The 13,904-nt window shown below is 53.6% G+C and carries 15 protein-coding genes; 7 read left to right on the top strand and 8 right to left on the bottom strand.

The window, feature by feature from the left end; all coding sequences use genetic code 11:
* The first annotated feature begins 27 nt into the window (after nt 1-27).
* The 4 genes from JFL75_RS13350 to JFL75_RS13335 all read left to right on the top strand — a co-directional run bounded on the left by JFL75_RS13350 (nt 28) and on the right by JFL75_RS13335 (nt 3,235).
* Entirely contained in the window at nt 28-951 is a 924-nt protein-coding gene (locus tag JFL75_RS13350) for an efflux RND transporter periplasmic adaptor subunit (RefSeq protein WP_215627169.1), read from the top strand.
* Between the two features lie 73 nt (nt 952-1,024).
* Nucleotides 1,025-1,759, top strand: coding sequence for an ATP-binding cassette domain-containing protein (locus tag JFL75_RS13345; RefSeq protein WP_215627168.1), 735 nt, complete (start codon nt 1,025-1,027; stop codon nt 1,757-1,759).
* On the top strand, nt 1,747-2,406 hold the full coding sequence (locus JFL75_RS13340) for an ABC transporter permease (protein WP_215627167.1): 660 nt from the start codon (nt 1,747-1,749) through the stop codon (nt 2,404-2,406). The genes JFL75_RS13345 and JFL75_RS13340 overlap by 13 nt, the downstream gene beginning before the upstream one ends.
* A 211-nt stretch (nt 2,407-2,617) precedes the next feature.
* Nucleotides 2,618-3,235 (top strand): hypothetical protein, encoded by a 618-nt coding sequence (locus tag JFL75_RS13335; RefSeq protein ID WP_215627166.1) that lies wholly within the window; start codon nt 2,618-2,620, stop codon nt 3,233-3,235.
* 35 nt (nt 3,236-3,270) lie between these two features.
* Here JFL75_RS13335 and JFL75_RS13330 read toward each other — a convergent pair whose 3' ends face one another.
* The 3 genes from JFL75_RS13330 to JFL75_RS13320 are packed head-to-tail and all read right to left on the bottom strand — an operon-like array spanning nt 3,271 to nt 6,220.
* Nucleotides 3,271-4,707: an MlaD family protein gene (locus JFL75_RS13330; protein ID WP_215627165.1), complete on the bottom strand. Its 1,437-nt coding sequence runs from the start codon at nt 4,705-4,707 to the stop codon at nt 3,271-3,273.
* Nucleotides 4,704-5,459 carry an ABC transporter ATP-binding protein gene (locus tag JFL75_RS13325; RefSeq protein ID WP_215627164.1) on the bottom strand — a complete coding sequence of 252 codons (756 nt, stop codon included), beginning with the start codon at nt 5,457-5,459 and terminating at the stop codon, nt 4,704-4,706. Before JFL75_RS13325 ends, JFL75_RS13330 begins: the two co-directional genes overlap by 4 nt.
* 11 nt (nt 5,460-5,470) lie before the next feature.
* Entirely contained in the window at nt 5,471-6,220 is a 750-nt protein-coding gene (locus tag JFL75_RS13320) for an MlaE family ABC transporter permease (RefSeq protein ID WP_215627163.1), read from the bottom strand.
* Between the two features lie 188 nt (nt 6,221-6,408).
* On the opposite strand from JFL75_RS13320, the gene JFL75_RS13315 reads away from it, so the two are divergent.
* From JFL75_RS13315 to JFL75_RS13305, 3 genes are all read left to right on the top strand, one after another.
* Nucleotides 6,409-8,112 (top strand): SulP family inorganic anion transporter, encoded by a 1,704-nt coding sequence (locus JFL75_RS13315; protein WP_215627162.1) that lies wholly within the window; start codon nt 6,409-6,411, stop codon nt 8,110-8,112.
* Between the two features lie 124 nt (nt 8,113-8,236).
* A complete protein-coding gene (locus JFL75_RS13310) occupies nt 8,237-9,163 on the top strand; it encodes a hypothetical protein (RefSeq protein WP_215627161.1) in 927 nt (308 codons plus the stop codon).
* Nucleotides 9,160-10,170, top strand: coding sequence for a hypothetical protein (locus JFL75_RS13305; RefSeq protein WP_215627160.1), 1,011 nt, complete (start codon nt 9,160-9,162; stop codon nt 10,168-10,170). The genes JFL75_RS13310 and JFL75_RS13305 overlap by 4 nt, the downstream gene beginning before the upstream one ends.
* A gap of 32 nt (nt 10,171-10,202) precedes the next feature.
* Here the strand turns inward: JFL75_RS13305 and JFL75_RS13300 are convergent, their stop codons facing one another.
* From JFL75_RS13300 to JFL75_RS13280, 5 genes are read right to left on the bottom strand one after another with little or no spacing between them, the layout of a single operon-like run.
* Nucleotides 10,203-11,090 (bottom strand): RnfABCDGE type electron transport complex subunit B, encoded by an 888-nt coding sequence (locus tag JFL75_RS13300; RefSeq protein WP_215627159.1) that lies wholly within the window; start codon nt 11,088-11,090, stop codon nt 10,203-10,205.
* Nucleotides 11,091-11,102: 12 nt separating this feature from the next.
* Nucleotides 11,103-11,678, bottom strand: coding sequence for an electron transport complex protein RnfA (locus JFL75_RS13295; RefSeq protein WP_215627158.1), 576 nt, complete (start codon nt 11,676-11,678; stop codon nt 11,103-11,105).
* Complete coding sequence (gene rsxE, locus JFL75_RS13290; RefSeq protein WP_215627157.1) at nt 11,675-12,292, bottom strand: electron transport complex subunit RsxE; 618 nt, start codon at nt 12,290-12,292, stop codon at nt 11,675-11,677. Before rsxE ends, JFL75_RS13295 begins: the two co-directional genes overlap by 4 nt.
* The gene (locus JFL75_RS13285) at nt 12,289-12,888 is read right to left on the bottom strand and encodes an RnfABCDGE type electron transport complex subunit G (RefSeq protein ID WP_215627156.1); all 600 of its coding nucleotides are present in this window, start codon (nt 12,886-12,888) and stop codon (nt 12,289-12,291) included. Before JFL75_RS13285 ends, rsxE begins: the two co-directional genes overlap by 4 nt.
* Complete coding sequence (locus JFL75_RS13280; RefSeq protein ID WP_215627155.1) at nt 12,885-13,904, bottom strand: RnfABCDGE type electron transport complex subunit D; 1,020 nt, start codon at nt 13,902-13,904, stop codon at nt 12,885-12,887. Before JFL75_RS13280 ends, JFL75_RS13285 begins: the two co-directional genes overlap by 4 nt.

The following is a 13,904-nucleotide window of genomic DNA, read 5'->3' as shown; positions in this document are numbered from 1 at the left end:
TTGGGGTTAGATCAACAGGAGAAAAAAATGGCGAAGAAAGTGATTATTTTTACAGCGGTTTTAATTGTATCGGCGGGACTGATTTTTGTTCCTCCCTTGCTGGCTGGAAAAGAAACGGCAGGTACCGGACAGGCCCATCCCGGCGGTTCCGGGGAATCGGTATTTTCAGTTCGCATTGAGGAAGCGGAACGCAGAACCCTGCAGTCCTATATCGAAATTAACGGCAATATCGTGACCGAACAGCAGGTCTCGGTGGTCCCCGACGCGGCGGGAAAAATTGTATCGCTTAAAGTTGACTTGGGTTCCGCCGTTTATAAAGGCCAGCTCATCGCGGAGGTAGATCCATCCAAACCGGGAACGACCTATTCCCTGAGCCCCGTGTACGCTCCCATCACCGGGATCGTAACGGCTGCGCCCCCAGCGGTGGGCTCCACAGTAACCACCGCCAGTACGATCACTGCTATTTCCGTGATGAACAATCTTGAAATTGAAGTCCAGATCCCCGAACGGGATGTCGGCCAGCTTACGGAAGGCCTCAAAGCCCAGGTTACGCTCCAGGCCTACCCCGGTGAAATATTTCCCGCAGCGGTTATCCGGGTTTCCCCGGTGGTGGACCCCGAGACACGGACAAAAAAAGTGGTGCTCCGGTTTGATACAAATGACAGCAGGATCAATTCCGGTATGTTTGCCCGGGTAAAACTCAACACCTTGACCTACGAGCAGGTTATCACCGTACCCTCCGAAGCGGTTGTCGAAATGCGGGGATCCTCCTATGTATATGTTCTTCAAGACACTGATCATGCCGCCCTGCGCGAAGTGGAGCCGGGCGTTTCGGTGGATGATCTGACGGAAATTAAAACCGGCCTTTCCGGCGGGGAATCCGTAGTGATCCAGGGACAGCAGTTTCTTGCCGACGGTGTGCTGGTGAAAGTTGTAAACACAAGGATCTGAATATGAAAGGCATTTCATCATCCGCGATGGAAAGTGAAAATAACCGCCAATACCGTAAAGGAAAGATACGCAGATGAATGTGGTTGTATTGGAACGGCTGACCAAACAGTATAAAACCGGCGGCGGTATTAACAATGTTTCCTTCAGTATAAAAAAGGGAGAAACCTGTGGCCTTCTCGGGTTCAGGGGCAGCGGAAAAACGACGGTTATGAAAATCATGGCCGGGCTTACCCGGGCGGACAGCGGGCGTACCAGTATCTTCGGAAAAGATCCCGGTAAAAATCCGGAACGTGTTTTGGGGAAGATGGGATGTCTTATTGAGAAGCCCGGCGGCTATCCGTATTTAACCGCGATCCAAAATCTTGAAATAATCCGAAAACTGTATCCTGGCTGTCCCCGGGCCGCCACGGAATACGTTCTTGAGCAGGTTGGCCTGGCGGCGTATCAGAATGTACGGGTAGGGACGTATACTCCCGCAATGAAACAGCGGCTGGGGCTTGCCATGGCAATACTTCCGGAACCGGAGCTGCTGATTCTCGATGAGCCCTTCCGCGGACTCGCGGCTGAAGAAAAAAATGCCCTGTACGGAATTATCAGGAATCAGCAGAAGAAAGAACGGACCATTGTGATTTCCAGCACCCTGTTCCGGGAAATTGATTTGCTCTGTACCAATGCTCTCGTGATGCGGAACGGTACCGTGACGGGTAAGGCCGATGCCCGTGATGCAGCCGATATGTATGGCGGTTTTGAAGCGTATTGCGTATCACGGACCGATGCCGGCAAGAAGGCAGTACCATGTACAGGGTAACAGCCTTCGCCGCCCTTGTTTCCGGTGAACTGGTAAAGATTTTCCACCGGAAAAAATACCCTTTCCTTTTGGCCGCGCTGGGAGCGGTAATAATTGCCGGTATCGGGTTGGCCCTGATACCGGGGAACCGGTTCAATATCAATCTGGTATATTATCCGTTTACTGTACTGAAAATTCTTATGTATTGTTTTATTCCTTTGGCGGTCTCCCTGCTGGCAGCGGATCTCCTCACCGGGGAATTTGTCTCCGGAGAAATCAGGCGAACCCTTGCCTGCCCTGTTTCCCGGCGTATGGTTTTATTCGCGAAACTGGCCGCCGTGCTTTTATATGCCGCGATTATGTACCTCGGCAGTTTTTTTCTGGCAAGCATTCTCAGTATCTGTTTTTCCGGAATAGCATCCGTTTCCTTTGCCGCTGTCCTGCAGGCGTATACATTGGATTTTCTTTTCGCCATTGTCATGGCCTCCATGGCGGGAGTGATCGGATCCCTGGCTAAATCCCGGATTTCCTGCTTCATTTTTTGCCTGGCTGCACATTTTGGAATCACAGCGCTGGTCAGTCTCACTGCCGGGTTGATTGTGATGACCGTATGTACCGGATGTTTTATCATTGCAGGGGGGCGGATTTTTTCCAGGAGAGAAGTTTAGGTCTCATTGGGGAAACAGGGTTTCAGGGTATTGGCGGATCTTTCGGCGTATACTCCGGTTAATCCTCCTGCCGCCGGGCCGGATGCCGCCTGGTATTTTTTCGTATGGAATACGGAAAAAGGGGTATATACTGAATATGCTTCCTTTGAGTGAAGCAGACCCTCTGTCAGAAAAACCGGCTGGTCTCCGGTTGGCCGTAAAGGAATGAGGAATGAAAAAACGATCCGTGTTTATTTGTGTTTTTTTCTGCGTCGCCGGCGGCGTGCTCTTTGCCCGGGACGCGGTGCTTTCAGGATTCATAAGAAAACTCAACGTAGCTCTCGTCGCGGACAGTAAGTCACCGGTTCTGCCGGGGCTGGCTGATCTGGAAGATTACGGTTTTTTCGATAAGGACAACTATCCGCCGGAGGAATATTTCGCTGTTGACCGCCTCAATGACATAACGTCTGTGTACGTTACCTATGCCTCCTATATCACTGAATATGAAGATGAATTTGTCTTTTTCCACAACAACCTGATCTGGTATATGTCCGACGTTCTTAATCATTACAAGGATAACGAGAATTCTGACCTGGTTCAGATGCTCACCGGAATGACCACGGTACTCAAAGGATCGATACAGGTGTTTTCCGCTTCCGATGATCTCAGAACGGAGAACCGTAGGGTAATTGCGGAAAATACGTATGAAGTAATCAGTGAATGGTGGCCGGTTTTTACCAAACCCATGCAGGCCCAGCTTTTTCTGGAAGCGGTGAAATCTTCCGAAAAAGAAACGGATGAAGAAATCCGAAAAATCCTGGACAATATGCTGGAACTGATGAAGCTGTAACAGTTCTTATACCGGCGCTTAGTGACCAGCAGCGGTCAGTCCGAGAATGACGGCAGGAGCCCCACGAGGCCCTTTACTTCCCGGTCGGCGAACCGGATCCCGGCGCCGACAAAGAAATCCCGGTCATCCTCCAGGGCGCGGTTTATCCCGCCCTTCAGATAAATCCAGTGGAGCGGATTGTCCGAATTGGGATCAAAGAACGGATATATCGTAACGCTTCCCCGGAGATTCGGCATATGGTCTTCCCTGAAATTAAAAACCTCTCCGGAGAGCATCAGCCATTTTAACGGCTGTATGTCAACGCCGACACCGGCGGTGCTTTCCAGAATACCGCCCCGGACCGTAAACATTCCGAATTGCCGGGCAAGCTCCGCGTCAATGGCGACTTTGTAGGAAGTTTCGGTGGTTTCTTCTACTGAAACCACACTCCCGTTAACCACGGTTTCCTTGGTTTTTCTTGATGAAACCCCGTCCGGGGCGGAGCTGACCCCGACTCTGTACCAGCGGTCGTTGGACCGCGGATTAATCCGCAGGGACGCGCCGGCCCTGAAACGGTTATTCAGAATGTCATATCCTGCCAGTGTATCGACTTCGATACCCAGCCCCACCGCTTTCTGGACAACCTCCTCAGCGTCCACGGCTATCCGGTTTACGCTGTCCATGGCGGTGGTCAGTTTTGCCGCAGCGACATGGGTTTCTTCCAGCGTACCGAGGAGGGCGGTGTAGAGCCGGTCATCGTACAGTACCTGGCCGATGTTTCCCTCTCCGCCGCGGATATCATCGGTAATAGCCCTGATGTTTTCCAGAGCCAGCTGGATATCCGAAACCGAATTTACGATATCTGTTTCCCGTTCGCTGAGGAGACGGTCGGTCCGTTCGGTTATGACCGCCACGGACTCAAGAATCCGGGAAACCCTGTCGAGTTCCATCTCCGTCCGGGAGTCGATTTTATTGGCGATGGAATTAAAGGTTTCGAGGGAAACCGACAGCAGCTGCAGCTGGTTCGCCTGGAGTTCCGCGAGAATACCCGTGAGCTGGGTGCCCAGGTCCGCGACCACCGTCATGATGGAATTCATATCCGCCCCCGCGGCGGGCGAATTGATGCGGGCTCCCGGCTTTGCCAGCGGGGCGCTGTCCGAGCCGGGGTTAAGAGCGAGGACCGCTGTCCCCAGTATGGAGGATGTCTTCCGGGAAACCTCAGCGTCCGCGCGTATTTCAACATCCTTTAAGAAGGCGACCTTAAGTATGGCATGGTCCCGCTGGAGTTCTATGGATTTTATCTTTCCGATGGGAATACCCGCGAGATATACCTTGGAGTTGCTGGATAAACCCGTGGCGTCATCAATACGGATTTCATACATCTGTGTATTAAAAGAGCCGAAACCGTCGGATGACATAACCACATAGGCCGTTCCCGCGGTGCCGATGCCAATAAAGAAAAGAGCTATTTTTACGTACCGTGATATGTTCATACTGCCAACTCGCTGAATGAAAGACGGATAAAATCCTTAACCAGTGCGTGGTCACTTTGGGCTACTTCGCCGGGGGTTCCGTCCGCGATAATGCAGCCCTGGTCAAGGAACGCGATCTTATCGGAAATACGGAATGCCGCAGGAATATCATGGGTTATTAAAACACAGGTTATGGACAGCTCCTTGTTGACCCTGACCACCAGATTGTATATGGTTTCGGACAGCACCGGATCGAGCCCCGTGGTGGGCTCATCAAAGAACAATACCTCCGGACGCATAACCAAAGACCGGGCAACCCCGACCCGTTTGCGCATACCCCCGGAGAGTTCATCCGGCCGCTTGGATGCGATATCCGGCAGTTCTATCCATTCAAGCATTTCCGTAACTTTTTTCTTTATTTCCTTTTTATTCTTCATGTGGAGCACTTCCCTCAGAGGGAATTCGATATTCTCGCCGACGGTCATGGAATCAAAAAGCGCGGCGTTCTGAAAAGAATACCCAAAATATTTCCGTATATCCATAAGCTCGGCCTTGGGCAGGGCGGTCAGTTCCGTATCTTTGAACCAAACCCTGCCTTTATCCGGCGTAAGCATTCCTATGATGCTTTTAAACAGAACACTCTTGCCGGTACCGCTTTGGCCGATTATGGCGCAGATTGATTTTTCCTGTATTTCAAGGTTTACGCCCTTCAGGACTTCATTGGGGCCGAAGGCTTTATACAGGTCCGCGACCCGGACAATCGGTTTATCCATGGGCATCACATCTAGAGCATCAGCGAGGCAAGGATATAATCGGCTACGAGAATAGCCACCGATGAAGTCACCACCGCGCTGGTGGCGCTGTCACCTACGCCTTTTGCGCCCTGGGTTGTGTTGAGTCCCTTATAACAGCAGATGGTTGCCACCATAAACCCCATTATGGCGGATTTTATCATTCCCGTGTAGATATCCCGGGGGCTGAGCATATCGAACATAAAGTGGGTATACACCGCCGAGTCAATTCCATACAGATATACTGAAATGAACAGGGAGCCCAGGGTTCCCACCACGTTGGCCAGGAGGGTCAGAACCGGGAAAACCACCACCGACGCGATAACCTTGGGCAGTACCAGGTAATGAACCGGGCTCACGGCCATGGATTCCAGGGCGTCAATCTGCTCGGTCACCCGCATGGTCCCCAGTTCCGCCGCCATGGCGGACCCGTTTTTCGCTATAAGCATCAGCGTGGTGATGATGGGCGCCAATTCCCGGCCCATGGCAACCGCCACAGCGGCGCCGGTGCCGATTTCAGCCTGAAAGGGAAGGAGCAGGGCCACCATCTGGAGGGCGATTATCATACCGATGGCGCCGCCGGACAGAAATATTATAGCTATGGAGTTAACTCCGAGGTGTTCCAGTTCCATCACGAATTGGTTAATTCTGAAAGGACGGCGGAAAACGCTTAGGATAACGTCCTTGACAAAATCAAAATACCGGCCAAGGTTTGTCAGTGTCTGTACTATGATCTGTCGCATGCCGCCTTCCCGCCGTGTACATTGCCCAATTTTATACTATACTATATGGAATATCCTGTCTTTCTTCTATTATGAAATTAACTCTATTCTTTATAGAATATAATACCGTCAATACGTAACTGCAAACCATTATCCGGCAAAATCCCGGCTCAGTTGAAAAAAAATACCCGGAGAGTATACTGAGATACATGGACTCATTCAAATTCGTATCTCCCCGGGATTTTATACCCCGTTTTTTTGAATTGTTCTCAAAGAATACAGGAAAACGCTACAGCTGGTCTTCCTTCGGCAAGGATTGTATTGCCGGAATTACCGTCGGTTTTGTAGCGCTTCCCCTGGCAATGGCCTTCAGCATCGCCGCCGGCGGGACCCCGGCCCAGGGCCTTTTTACCTCAATTCTGGCCGGATTTACCGCGACTCTTCTGGGGGGAAGCAATTTCCAGATTTCCGGTCCTTCGGTTTCTTTTCTTATTATTACCATTAAGATACTCTCCAGCCACGGCATGGGCGGCCTTTTTACCGCAACCTTTATGGCGGGAATTCTCCTGATACTGATGGGGCTGTCGGGGCTGGGCCGTTTTATAAAATACATACCCTATCCGGTCACCACCGGGTTCAGCACGGGAATCGCCGTTATAATTTTTTCACAGCAGATAAAGGACTTTCTGGGCCTTGCCATGTCCCAGAGTTCCAGCGGTTTTTACGAAAAATGGTCCGAGTATTTCCGGTTTTTTCCGACCATGAACCCCGCCGCCCTGGGTATCGGCCTGGGAACAATCCTGGTGATTCTGGCGGTCCGTAAATTCGCCCCCAGGATCCCCGGGTCGGTGATCGGGGTTGTTGCCGCTACGGCGGCCTGCTTTCTTTTCCATCTTCCCGTGGAGACCATCGGGAGCCGGTTCGGCGGCGTTCCCTCGTCATTTCCGCTGCCGGCTCTTCCTTCGTTAAACTGGGCAACAATCCGCCTTCTCTTTCCCGACGCGGTTACCATTGCCCTGCTGGCGGTTATTGAATCCCTGCTGTCCGCGGTGGTGGCCGACGGTATGACCGGAGAACGCCACAACAGCAATATGGAACTCGTTGCCCAGGGGGCTTCCAATATGGTAAGCGCCTTCTTCGGCGGGATTCCGTCAACCGGCGCGATCGCCAGGACCGCAACCAATATCAAATCCGGGGCGGTGAGCCCCGTCGCCGGAATGGTGCATGTGCTCATCCTGCTGCTGTTCGTACTGTTTCTCGCGCCGGCGGCGTCCCTGATACCGCTGACGAGCCTCTCCGCGGTTCTTATGGTAGTCGCCTGGGATGTGGGCAACTTCGGCCGGTTTTTCAGGGTGATAAAAACATCCCCCAAAAGCGATACCATTGTGCTGCTTACTACTTTTTTTCTTACGGTACTGGTGGATATTACCTTCGCGGTGGAAGTCGGTGTCGTCATGGCGGCGTTCCTTTTTATGCGCCGGATGATAGAGGTGGCCGGTGTAAAACCCGGAACAAAAGATATGGCCGCGGGGCTGGTCCATGACACACCGGATACCGACGGACCCATTCCGGAACATCCCAAGGATATTGAAATTTACGAAATCACCGGGCCGTTCTTTTTCGGTGTGGCCGATATCCTCCAGGATACCCTCCGGGGCATAACCAAAACACCCCACGCGTTTATTCTCCGGATGAAGGATGTTCCCGCCATTGATTCAACGGGAATCGCGGCGCTTGAATCCTGTCTTGCCCAGTGCCGGCACCGGAAAATCCGGCTGTTTATTTCCGAGATCCGGGAACAGCCCCGCAGGGCCCTGGAAAAATCCGGCTTTATCCGGGAGATCGGGCCGGACCACATCACCGAAACCCTGGACGACGCCCTGGCGGCCGCTGCCCGGACCGGCGCCGCATAGCCGGGAACAGCCCCCGGCGGATGCTTTTTATTTTACAACACCCCGGGTTCTGTGATATGCTCAAGGTAAAATGACAAACACAGAGACGCAAACCGCCGGCGGGTGAAAAATTGGACAGACATAAATGAAGATAAAAAATATTACCGGCAGTTTCTGCCGCAAATGCCTCCAGGAATCCATTCCCGTGGATCTGATGGTCCGGTTCGCAAAAATTGTTTCGCCGGAATACGATCTGTACAAGCGTACCGGTCTGAATGAAGGTATGGCTATTTCCAATCAGGATGCCGCCCGGCGGGTGGTAGCGGACCTTATCAGGGACGGACAGTATATTGATTTCGTGGAGGCCCTGATTCAGATTGACGCCAAAGGCTACATGGGCCGCCGCTATACCCTGAAGGGGCTGAACGATGTGGTCAGCGGGGTTATCCAGGAAGGATATACCTTTGACCGGGCTTCGGGTCAGTTTTTTGAAAACCAGAATGAGCGGATCACCGACAATTGGGGCCGTCTCAAGGACGGCGACGAACGGATGATGGCGGTTCTCCGGCTGGATGTGGTCAGCAATTCGTCGCTGGTAAAGCAGAACAGCGCCAAGTCCGTGGATAAGGCGTACCGGGACCTCCGGAACATTGTGACCCAGTCGGTGGTGTACCGCCTGGGCAGGCTCTGGTCCTGGGAAGGCGACGGCGCCCTGGCGGTGTTCCTCTTCGGATATAAGGAAAAAGCCGCGGTTTACGCGGGCATGAATATTCTCCATGAGCTGTATTTTTACAACCGTCTCGATAATCCTCTGAACAATCCCATTAAGGTGCGCCTCGCCGTGCATATGGGGCCGGTCCGCTACTGGAACAATACCCTGGAACGCATCAAAAACGAGACTGTCAAGGAAACGGTGCTTATTGAATCCCAGGCCACCCCCGCGGATGCCCTGGGGGTATCCCACAATGTGTTTCTTTCTATAGACCGGGGTATCCAGGAGCTCTTCTCGGGGGAAAAATCATTCCCCGGCGGCAGAGTACGGAATTATACCTTCGGTATGGAGAAAGCATGATCATTTACGTAATTTCTTCAAAACGATCCATAGATTTTGGTTTGGACGCCAGGACCGCTTCTTCGGTGGTGCTGGTTTCTCCGGATTCGCTGTCTCGGCACAATCCCTGCCCGGAGGATATAAGCTACCTTGACGCCGGGGATTATCCCGGACCGGATATAAAAAAAGCCGCCGCGCTGCTCAAACGCCGCTCCAATGGAGCTCCCTGGGGTATTCTGGATATAAAGGGCGCGGTGGATGATCCCGCGGCCTGGTTTTTTGAAGGAGCCTCGGATTATATCGGTCCGAAGCTGTTCAAAGCGGGGATAGATAAAAAGCGCTTCAGGAATATAACGGCTTTTGCGGGCGGCCAAGACCGCGCCCCTGGCGGAGAAGCCAGCAGGGACGTCGGTATCCCCAAAAATACCGCGGCAAAGATAATACCCTCAAAATTTACCCGCTGGGAGGATATCCGGGCCAACGAGGTGGTACCGTTTTTTTTCCTGTTTGTTTCCTTATCGAGCCAGACAAACCTGCGCAGCCGTATCGGCGAGCACGCGTATAATCTGCTCCGTACCCGGCTCCGGTCGTATCTGCAGCAGACTTTTAAAAAAGCCGAGGCGCTCCTGTGGATGGAGACCGAAACCAACAGTCTGTTTCTTATTCCTTCCAGAAGTGTTTACGCGAAAAACGCCGTTACCGCGAGCCTGAAATCCCTTCTCGGTTCTCCCCTGGTAACTTTTGAATCCCTGGGGCTCACAAACATTCCCGTAAGCTTTACCTTCGCTCTCCATTACGGCAAAACCCCTTTCCGGGCTCCGGGCAAAACCGGTACCGTTGTATCCGACGCGGTGAATTTTATTTTTCATCTGGGCACCAAACACGCGGAACGGGACCGGCTTACTGTTTCGGAGGATGTTCCCATGGAGGCAATCCCGGAACAGCTCCGGGATATGTTTATTACCGCCGGTACTTTTGAAGGAAGGGCCATTATCCGGTCCCGGCGGTTTATCCAGGGCGGAAAATAAAAAACCGGCGGATAGTCCGCCGGTTTTTTAGGTTATAACGCAGTTCCCGCCGATACATCACCGGTGGCAACCTCGGAAGGTTCCGGGCATTTGGGATCGTCTTTTTTATCCGTGATTATGTCATCCTGGAGCATTTTAAAGACCTTGGTCGGGCACTTCGCCACGCACACGCCGCAGGACGTGCATTTGGAATAGTCCACCACGGGAATTCCGTTTTCCATGGTTATGCACTTTTCGGGGCAGTTTTTAACGCAGATTTCGCATTTTATGCATCCCACCTTGCAGGTCTTCATGACCATGGCTTTGATGGGGTTGCGGTTGGAACAGATGACCATTGACCCCTTCCGCTCCCGGGGAACTTCCTTGATTATCTGCTGGGGGCATTCGATAATACATTTTTTGCACCCCGTGCATTTGGCGTAATCAACGTGGGGAAGGCCGTCGCCGCCCATGTGGATCGCGTCGAAGGGGCAGACCATGGTGCAGTCGCCGAACCCGAGACAGCCCCAGGAGCAGAGCTTGGTTCCGCCGGTTGAGATCTTCGCCCCGCGGCAGGTAGGAACGCCGATATAATCCCCCTTGACCGGGGCGTGTTCCTTGGAACCCTGGCACGCCAGGACCGCCACAATAGAAGTGGCGCTGGCGCTGACCCCCAGGAGCTGGCAGAGACTGTCTACGGTCGCCTTGCCGCCCGGAGCGCAGCGGGTGACATCCGCCTCACCGGAGGCAATGGCCTTGGCGTATCCGTCGCAGCCGGGATACCCGCAGGCGCCGCAGTTGGCGCCGGGCAGCAGTTCCCGGATTTTCGCTACCATGGGATCTTCCTCGACCTTGAAGAATTCCTTAAAAAAACCCAGCGCCAGGCCGAGGATCAGGGCCAGGGCAGCGGCGAATAATGCGGTCAGTAAAACAATATTCATCCTTACATCCCCCTATTTAACCAGGCCCGCGAAACCCATAAAGGCCATGGAAAGCAGACCCGCGGCCACAAACAGAATGGGTGTTCCCTTCATAAAAGACGGAAGGGGGCTGGTTTTGATCCGTTTCCTGATACCCGCCAGGAGAAGCAGGGACAGCATAAAACCCAGCGCCACACCGATGGCGTACACCACGGCTTCGATAAAACCGAAACCCTTGGTGATATTGTCGAAGGTCACGCCGAGGATGGCACAGTTCGTCGTGATCAGGGCCAGATAGATACCCATGGACGCGTACAGCGACGGCGCCGCCTTTTTAAGGTAAAACTCAACCAGCTGAACCAGGGCGGCAATGATAAGGATAAATGCCAGGATCTGGAGGAATTCCAGGCCCAGGGGCAGCAGCACAAAGTGGTACAGCGGCCAGGTAACACAGGTTGCCAGGACCGTAACAAAGGTGACCGCCAGCCCCATGCCGATGGATTTATCCTCATCGGTACTCATGCCTATAAAGGGGCACAGAGCCAGGAAGCGCATGAGCACGATATTGTCGATCAGAAGGGCTGAAATAAATATTTTGAATAGGGTCATGCCTGTTCCTCCTCCGGCGTCTTAAGCCGGGATTTGATGAAGAGGTTGAGTGAAATAAAGAGGGCGAATACGATGAATCCCCCCGGGGCCAGTACGAAAAACAGTATGGGCTGGTACGACTCGGGCAGTATCTGCAACCCGAGGATGGTGCCGTTGCCCAGGAGCTCCCGGACCATGGAAATCCCGGTAAGAACCCAGGTATAACCCAGGCCCATGCCCAGGGCGTCGGGAATAACATCGATGATAGGCCGTTTCGAGGCAAAGGATTCAACCCGTCCCATGATGATACAGTTGACCACGATAAGCGGTATAAATACGCCCATGGCTTTGGAAAGGTCCGGGAAATACGCTTTTAGCACGTAATCAATTACCGTGGTAAAGGCGGCGATAACGATAATAAAAACCGGTATACGGATGGAATCGGGAATGAGCTTGCGGAAGATGCTGATTACGATCTCCGACATGAGCAGTACGAAGGTCATGGACAGGCCCATTCCGATACCATTGGCGGTACTGGTGGTGACCGCCAGGGCCGAACAGAGGCCGATCATGAGCATGAGCAGGGGATTCTCCCGTATAATCCCATTGGCGAATATTTTAAATAAGCGTTTCATCGGACGCCTCCTGTCTGTGTACTGAGCCAAACGCTGCCGGCGCTCCCCGAAGCTTTTACCACCGAGGCTACGGCACGGCTGGTAATGGTGGATGCCGTGATAGCCGCCACGTCGTTTTTCGGCTCAAAGGGGTCACTGATGGATTTTCCCGCGAACTGGCTGTAGAAAGTGATTTTGTTCGCCCGGTCAACGTAATAGGTGGCTGATGAAGCGTTGGCGCCGAGGCCGGGGGTATCCTGGTTGTCCAGGATTTTCGCTCCGCTGATTTTCCCGTCGGTACCGACCCCTACGAGAACCACGATAGGTCCGCCGTAACTCGGTCCCGATGCCTGGATGGCCGCGCCGATTACTTCTCCGCCCCGGAGCGCCGCATACTGGCTGCTGAAGGCCACCGAACTGTCGGGGCTTTCGATGGTTCCGGTAATATCCTCAAAAGAATCACCCTGGGGGAAAAGTTCCTTAAGGGCCGCTTCGAGATCGGCCTGCTGGCGCTCGGCGATGGTTTTCTGGGTCCCGGAATACACAAAGGCCAGCCCGATACAGGCAGCGGTTGCGTACAGGGCCAGTACAATTCCCAATTTGAACATATTCTTCATTTGGCGGCCTCCTTCTTTTTGGGAACAAAGCCGTATTTTTTCTGGATCAGCTTGTTGAGGAAGGGGCTTACAGCGTTCATGATGAGAATCCCGTATGTCACCCCTTCAGGATAGCCGCCCCATTTGCGGATCAGCACAATGATGAGACCCGCGCCGAAACCGAAGATGATCTTGCCTTTGGCGGTGATCGGCGCCGAAACGTAATCGGTGGCCATAAAAACCGCTCCAAAGAGCACGCCCCCGCTCAGGATTCCGAAGAGCGGATCCATACCGAGGATCAGGGAAGCCACAATGGTGGTCGCAATCATGGTGAGCGGGGCCCGCCAGTCGATGGTTTTGGTCACCAGAAGGTATATGGCGCCCGCCAGGATCAGCAGGATGGATGACTCACCGATGCATCCCGCGCGGTTTCCGATAAACAGGGTTTTCATCACCGACCAGTAATCGGAGCCCGAGGAAAGCCCCGCGGCGGCGAAATTCGCCCCCACATCGGCGATGGTGCCGCCCCACTTGGTAATTCCCAGGGGAGTGGCGGTGGTGACCGCGTCGGTCAGGGCATAGCCGAATCCCACGGGCTGGTGCCAGGTGGTTATGGCCGCGGGAAAGCTCATTACCAGGAACGCCCGGCCGATCAGGGCTGGGTTAAACACATTCGCCCCGAGGCCGCCGAAAAACTCCTTGGCTACGACGACTGCGAAAACAGCGCCCAGAGCGGTCATCCACAGCGGTGTGGACGGCGGCAGGGTCAGGGCTAAGAGAAGGCCTGTAACCGCGGCGGACAGGTCCTTTATCCTGATATCCTGTTTGGTTACCAGTCTGAACAGGGCCTCCGCCGCCAGGGCCGAAGCCACGGAAACAAGGATGGTCAGCAGCGCCGGGACGCCGTACATCACAATCCCGAAGATTGAAACCGGCGCCAGGGCGGTAAGTACATTGGACATGAGCCGCCGGGATGAGACCGGCGACGCGTAATGCGGACTTGATGAAAGGAGTATCCGTCCTTCATTCTGTGCCAT

It is taken from the genome of Breznakiella homolactica (assembly GCF_016616095.2).
GTDB classification, from domain to species: domain Bacteria; phylum Spirochaetota; class Spirochaetia; order Treponematales; family Breznakiellaceae; genus Breznakiella; species Breznakiella homolactica.
The sequence above is the reverse complement of the archived record's forward strand: the minus strand, read 5'-3'. Positions and strand labels throughout refer to the sequence as shown.

What these genes read in the sequence shown, in the direction of transcription:
- JFL75_RS13350 (WP_215627169.1), top strand. Translation starts at nt 28, where the DNA reads ATGGCGAAGAAAGTGATTATTTTTACAGCGGTTTTAATTGTATCGGCG.
- JFL75_RS13345 (WP_215627168.1), top strand. Translation starts at nt 1,025, where the DNA reads ATGAATGTGGTTGTATTGGAACGGCTGACCAAACAGTATAAAACCGGC.
- JFL75_RS13340 (WP_215627167.1), top strand. Translation starts at nt 1,747, where the DNA reads ATGTACAGGGTAACAGCCTTCGCCGCCCTTGTTTCCGGTGAACTGGTA.
- JFL75_RS13335 (WP_215627166.1), top strand. Translation starts at nt 2,618, where the DNA reads ATGAAAAAACGATCCGTGTTTATTTGTGTTTTTTTCTGCGTCGCCGGC.
- JFL75_RS13330 (WP_215627165.1), bottom strand. Translation starts at nt 4,707, where the DNA reads ATGAACATATCACGGTACGTAAAAATAGCTCTTTTCTTTATTGGCATC.
- JFL75_RS13325 (WP_215627164.1), bottom strand. Translation starts at nt 5,459, where the DNA reads ATGGATAAACCGATTGTCCGGGTCGCGGACCTGTATAAAGCCTTCGGC.
- JFL75_RS13320 (WP_215627163.1), bottom strand. Translation starts at nt 6,220, where the DNA reads ATGCGACAGATCATAGTACAGACACTGACAAACCTTGGCCGGTATTTT.
- JFL75_RS13315 (WP_215627162.1), top strand. Translation starts at nt 6,409, where the DNA reads ATGGACTCATTCAAATTCGTATCTCCCCGGGATTTTATACCCCGTTTT.
- JFL75_RS13310 (WP_215627161.1), top strand. Translation starts at nt 8,237, where the DNA reads ATGAAGATAAAAAATATTACCGGCAGTTTCTGCCGCAAATGCCTCCAG.
- JFL75_RS13305 (WP_215627160.1), top strand. Translation starts at nt 9,160, where the DNA reads ATGATCATTTACGTAATTTCTTCAAAACGATCCATAGATTTTGGTTTG.
- JFL75_RS13300 (WP_215627159.1), bottom strand. Translation starts at nt 11,090, where the DNA reads ATGAATATTGTTTTACTGACCGCATTATTCGCCGCTGCCCTGGCCCTG.
- JFL75_RS13295 (WP_215627158.1), bottom strand. Translation starts at nt 11,678, where the DNA reads ATGACCCTATTCAAAATATTTATTTCAGCCCTTCTGATCGACAATATC.
- rsxE (WP_215627157.1), bottom strand. Translation starts at nt 12,292, where the DNA reads ATGAAACGCTTATTTAAAATATTCGCCAATGGGATTATACGGGAGAAT.
- JFL75_RS13285 (WP_215627156.1), bottom strand. Translation starts at nt 12,888, where the DNA reads ATGAAGAATATGTTCAAATTGGGAATTGTACTGGCCCTGTACGCAACC.
- JFL75_RS13280 (WP_215627155.1), bottom strand. Translation starts at nt 13,904, where the DNA reads ATGGCACAGAATGAAGGACGGATACTCCTTTCATCAAGTCCGCATTAC.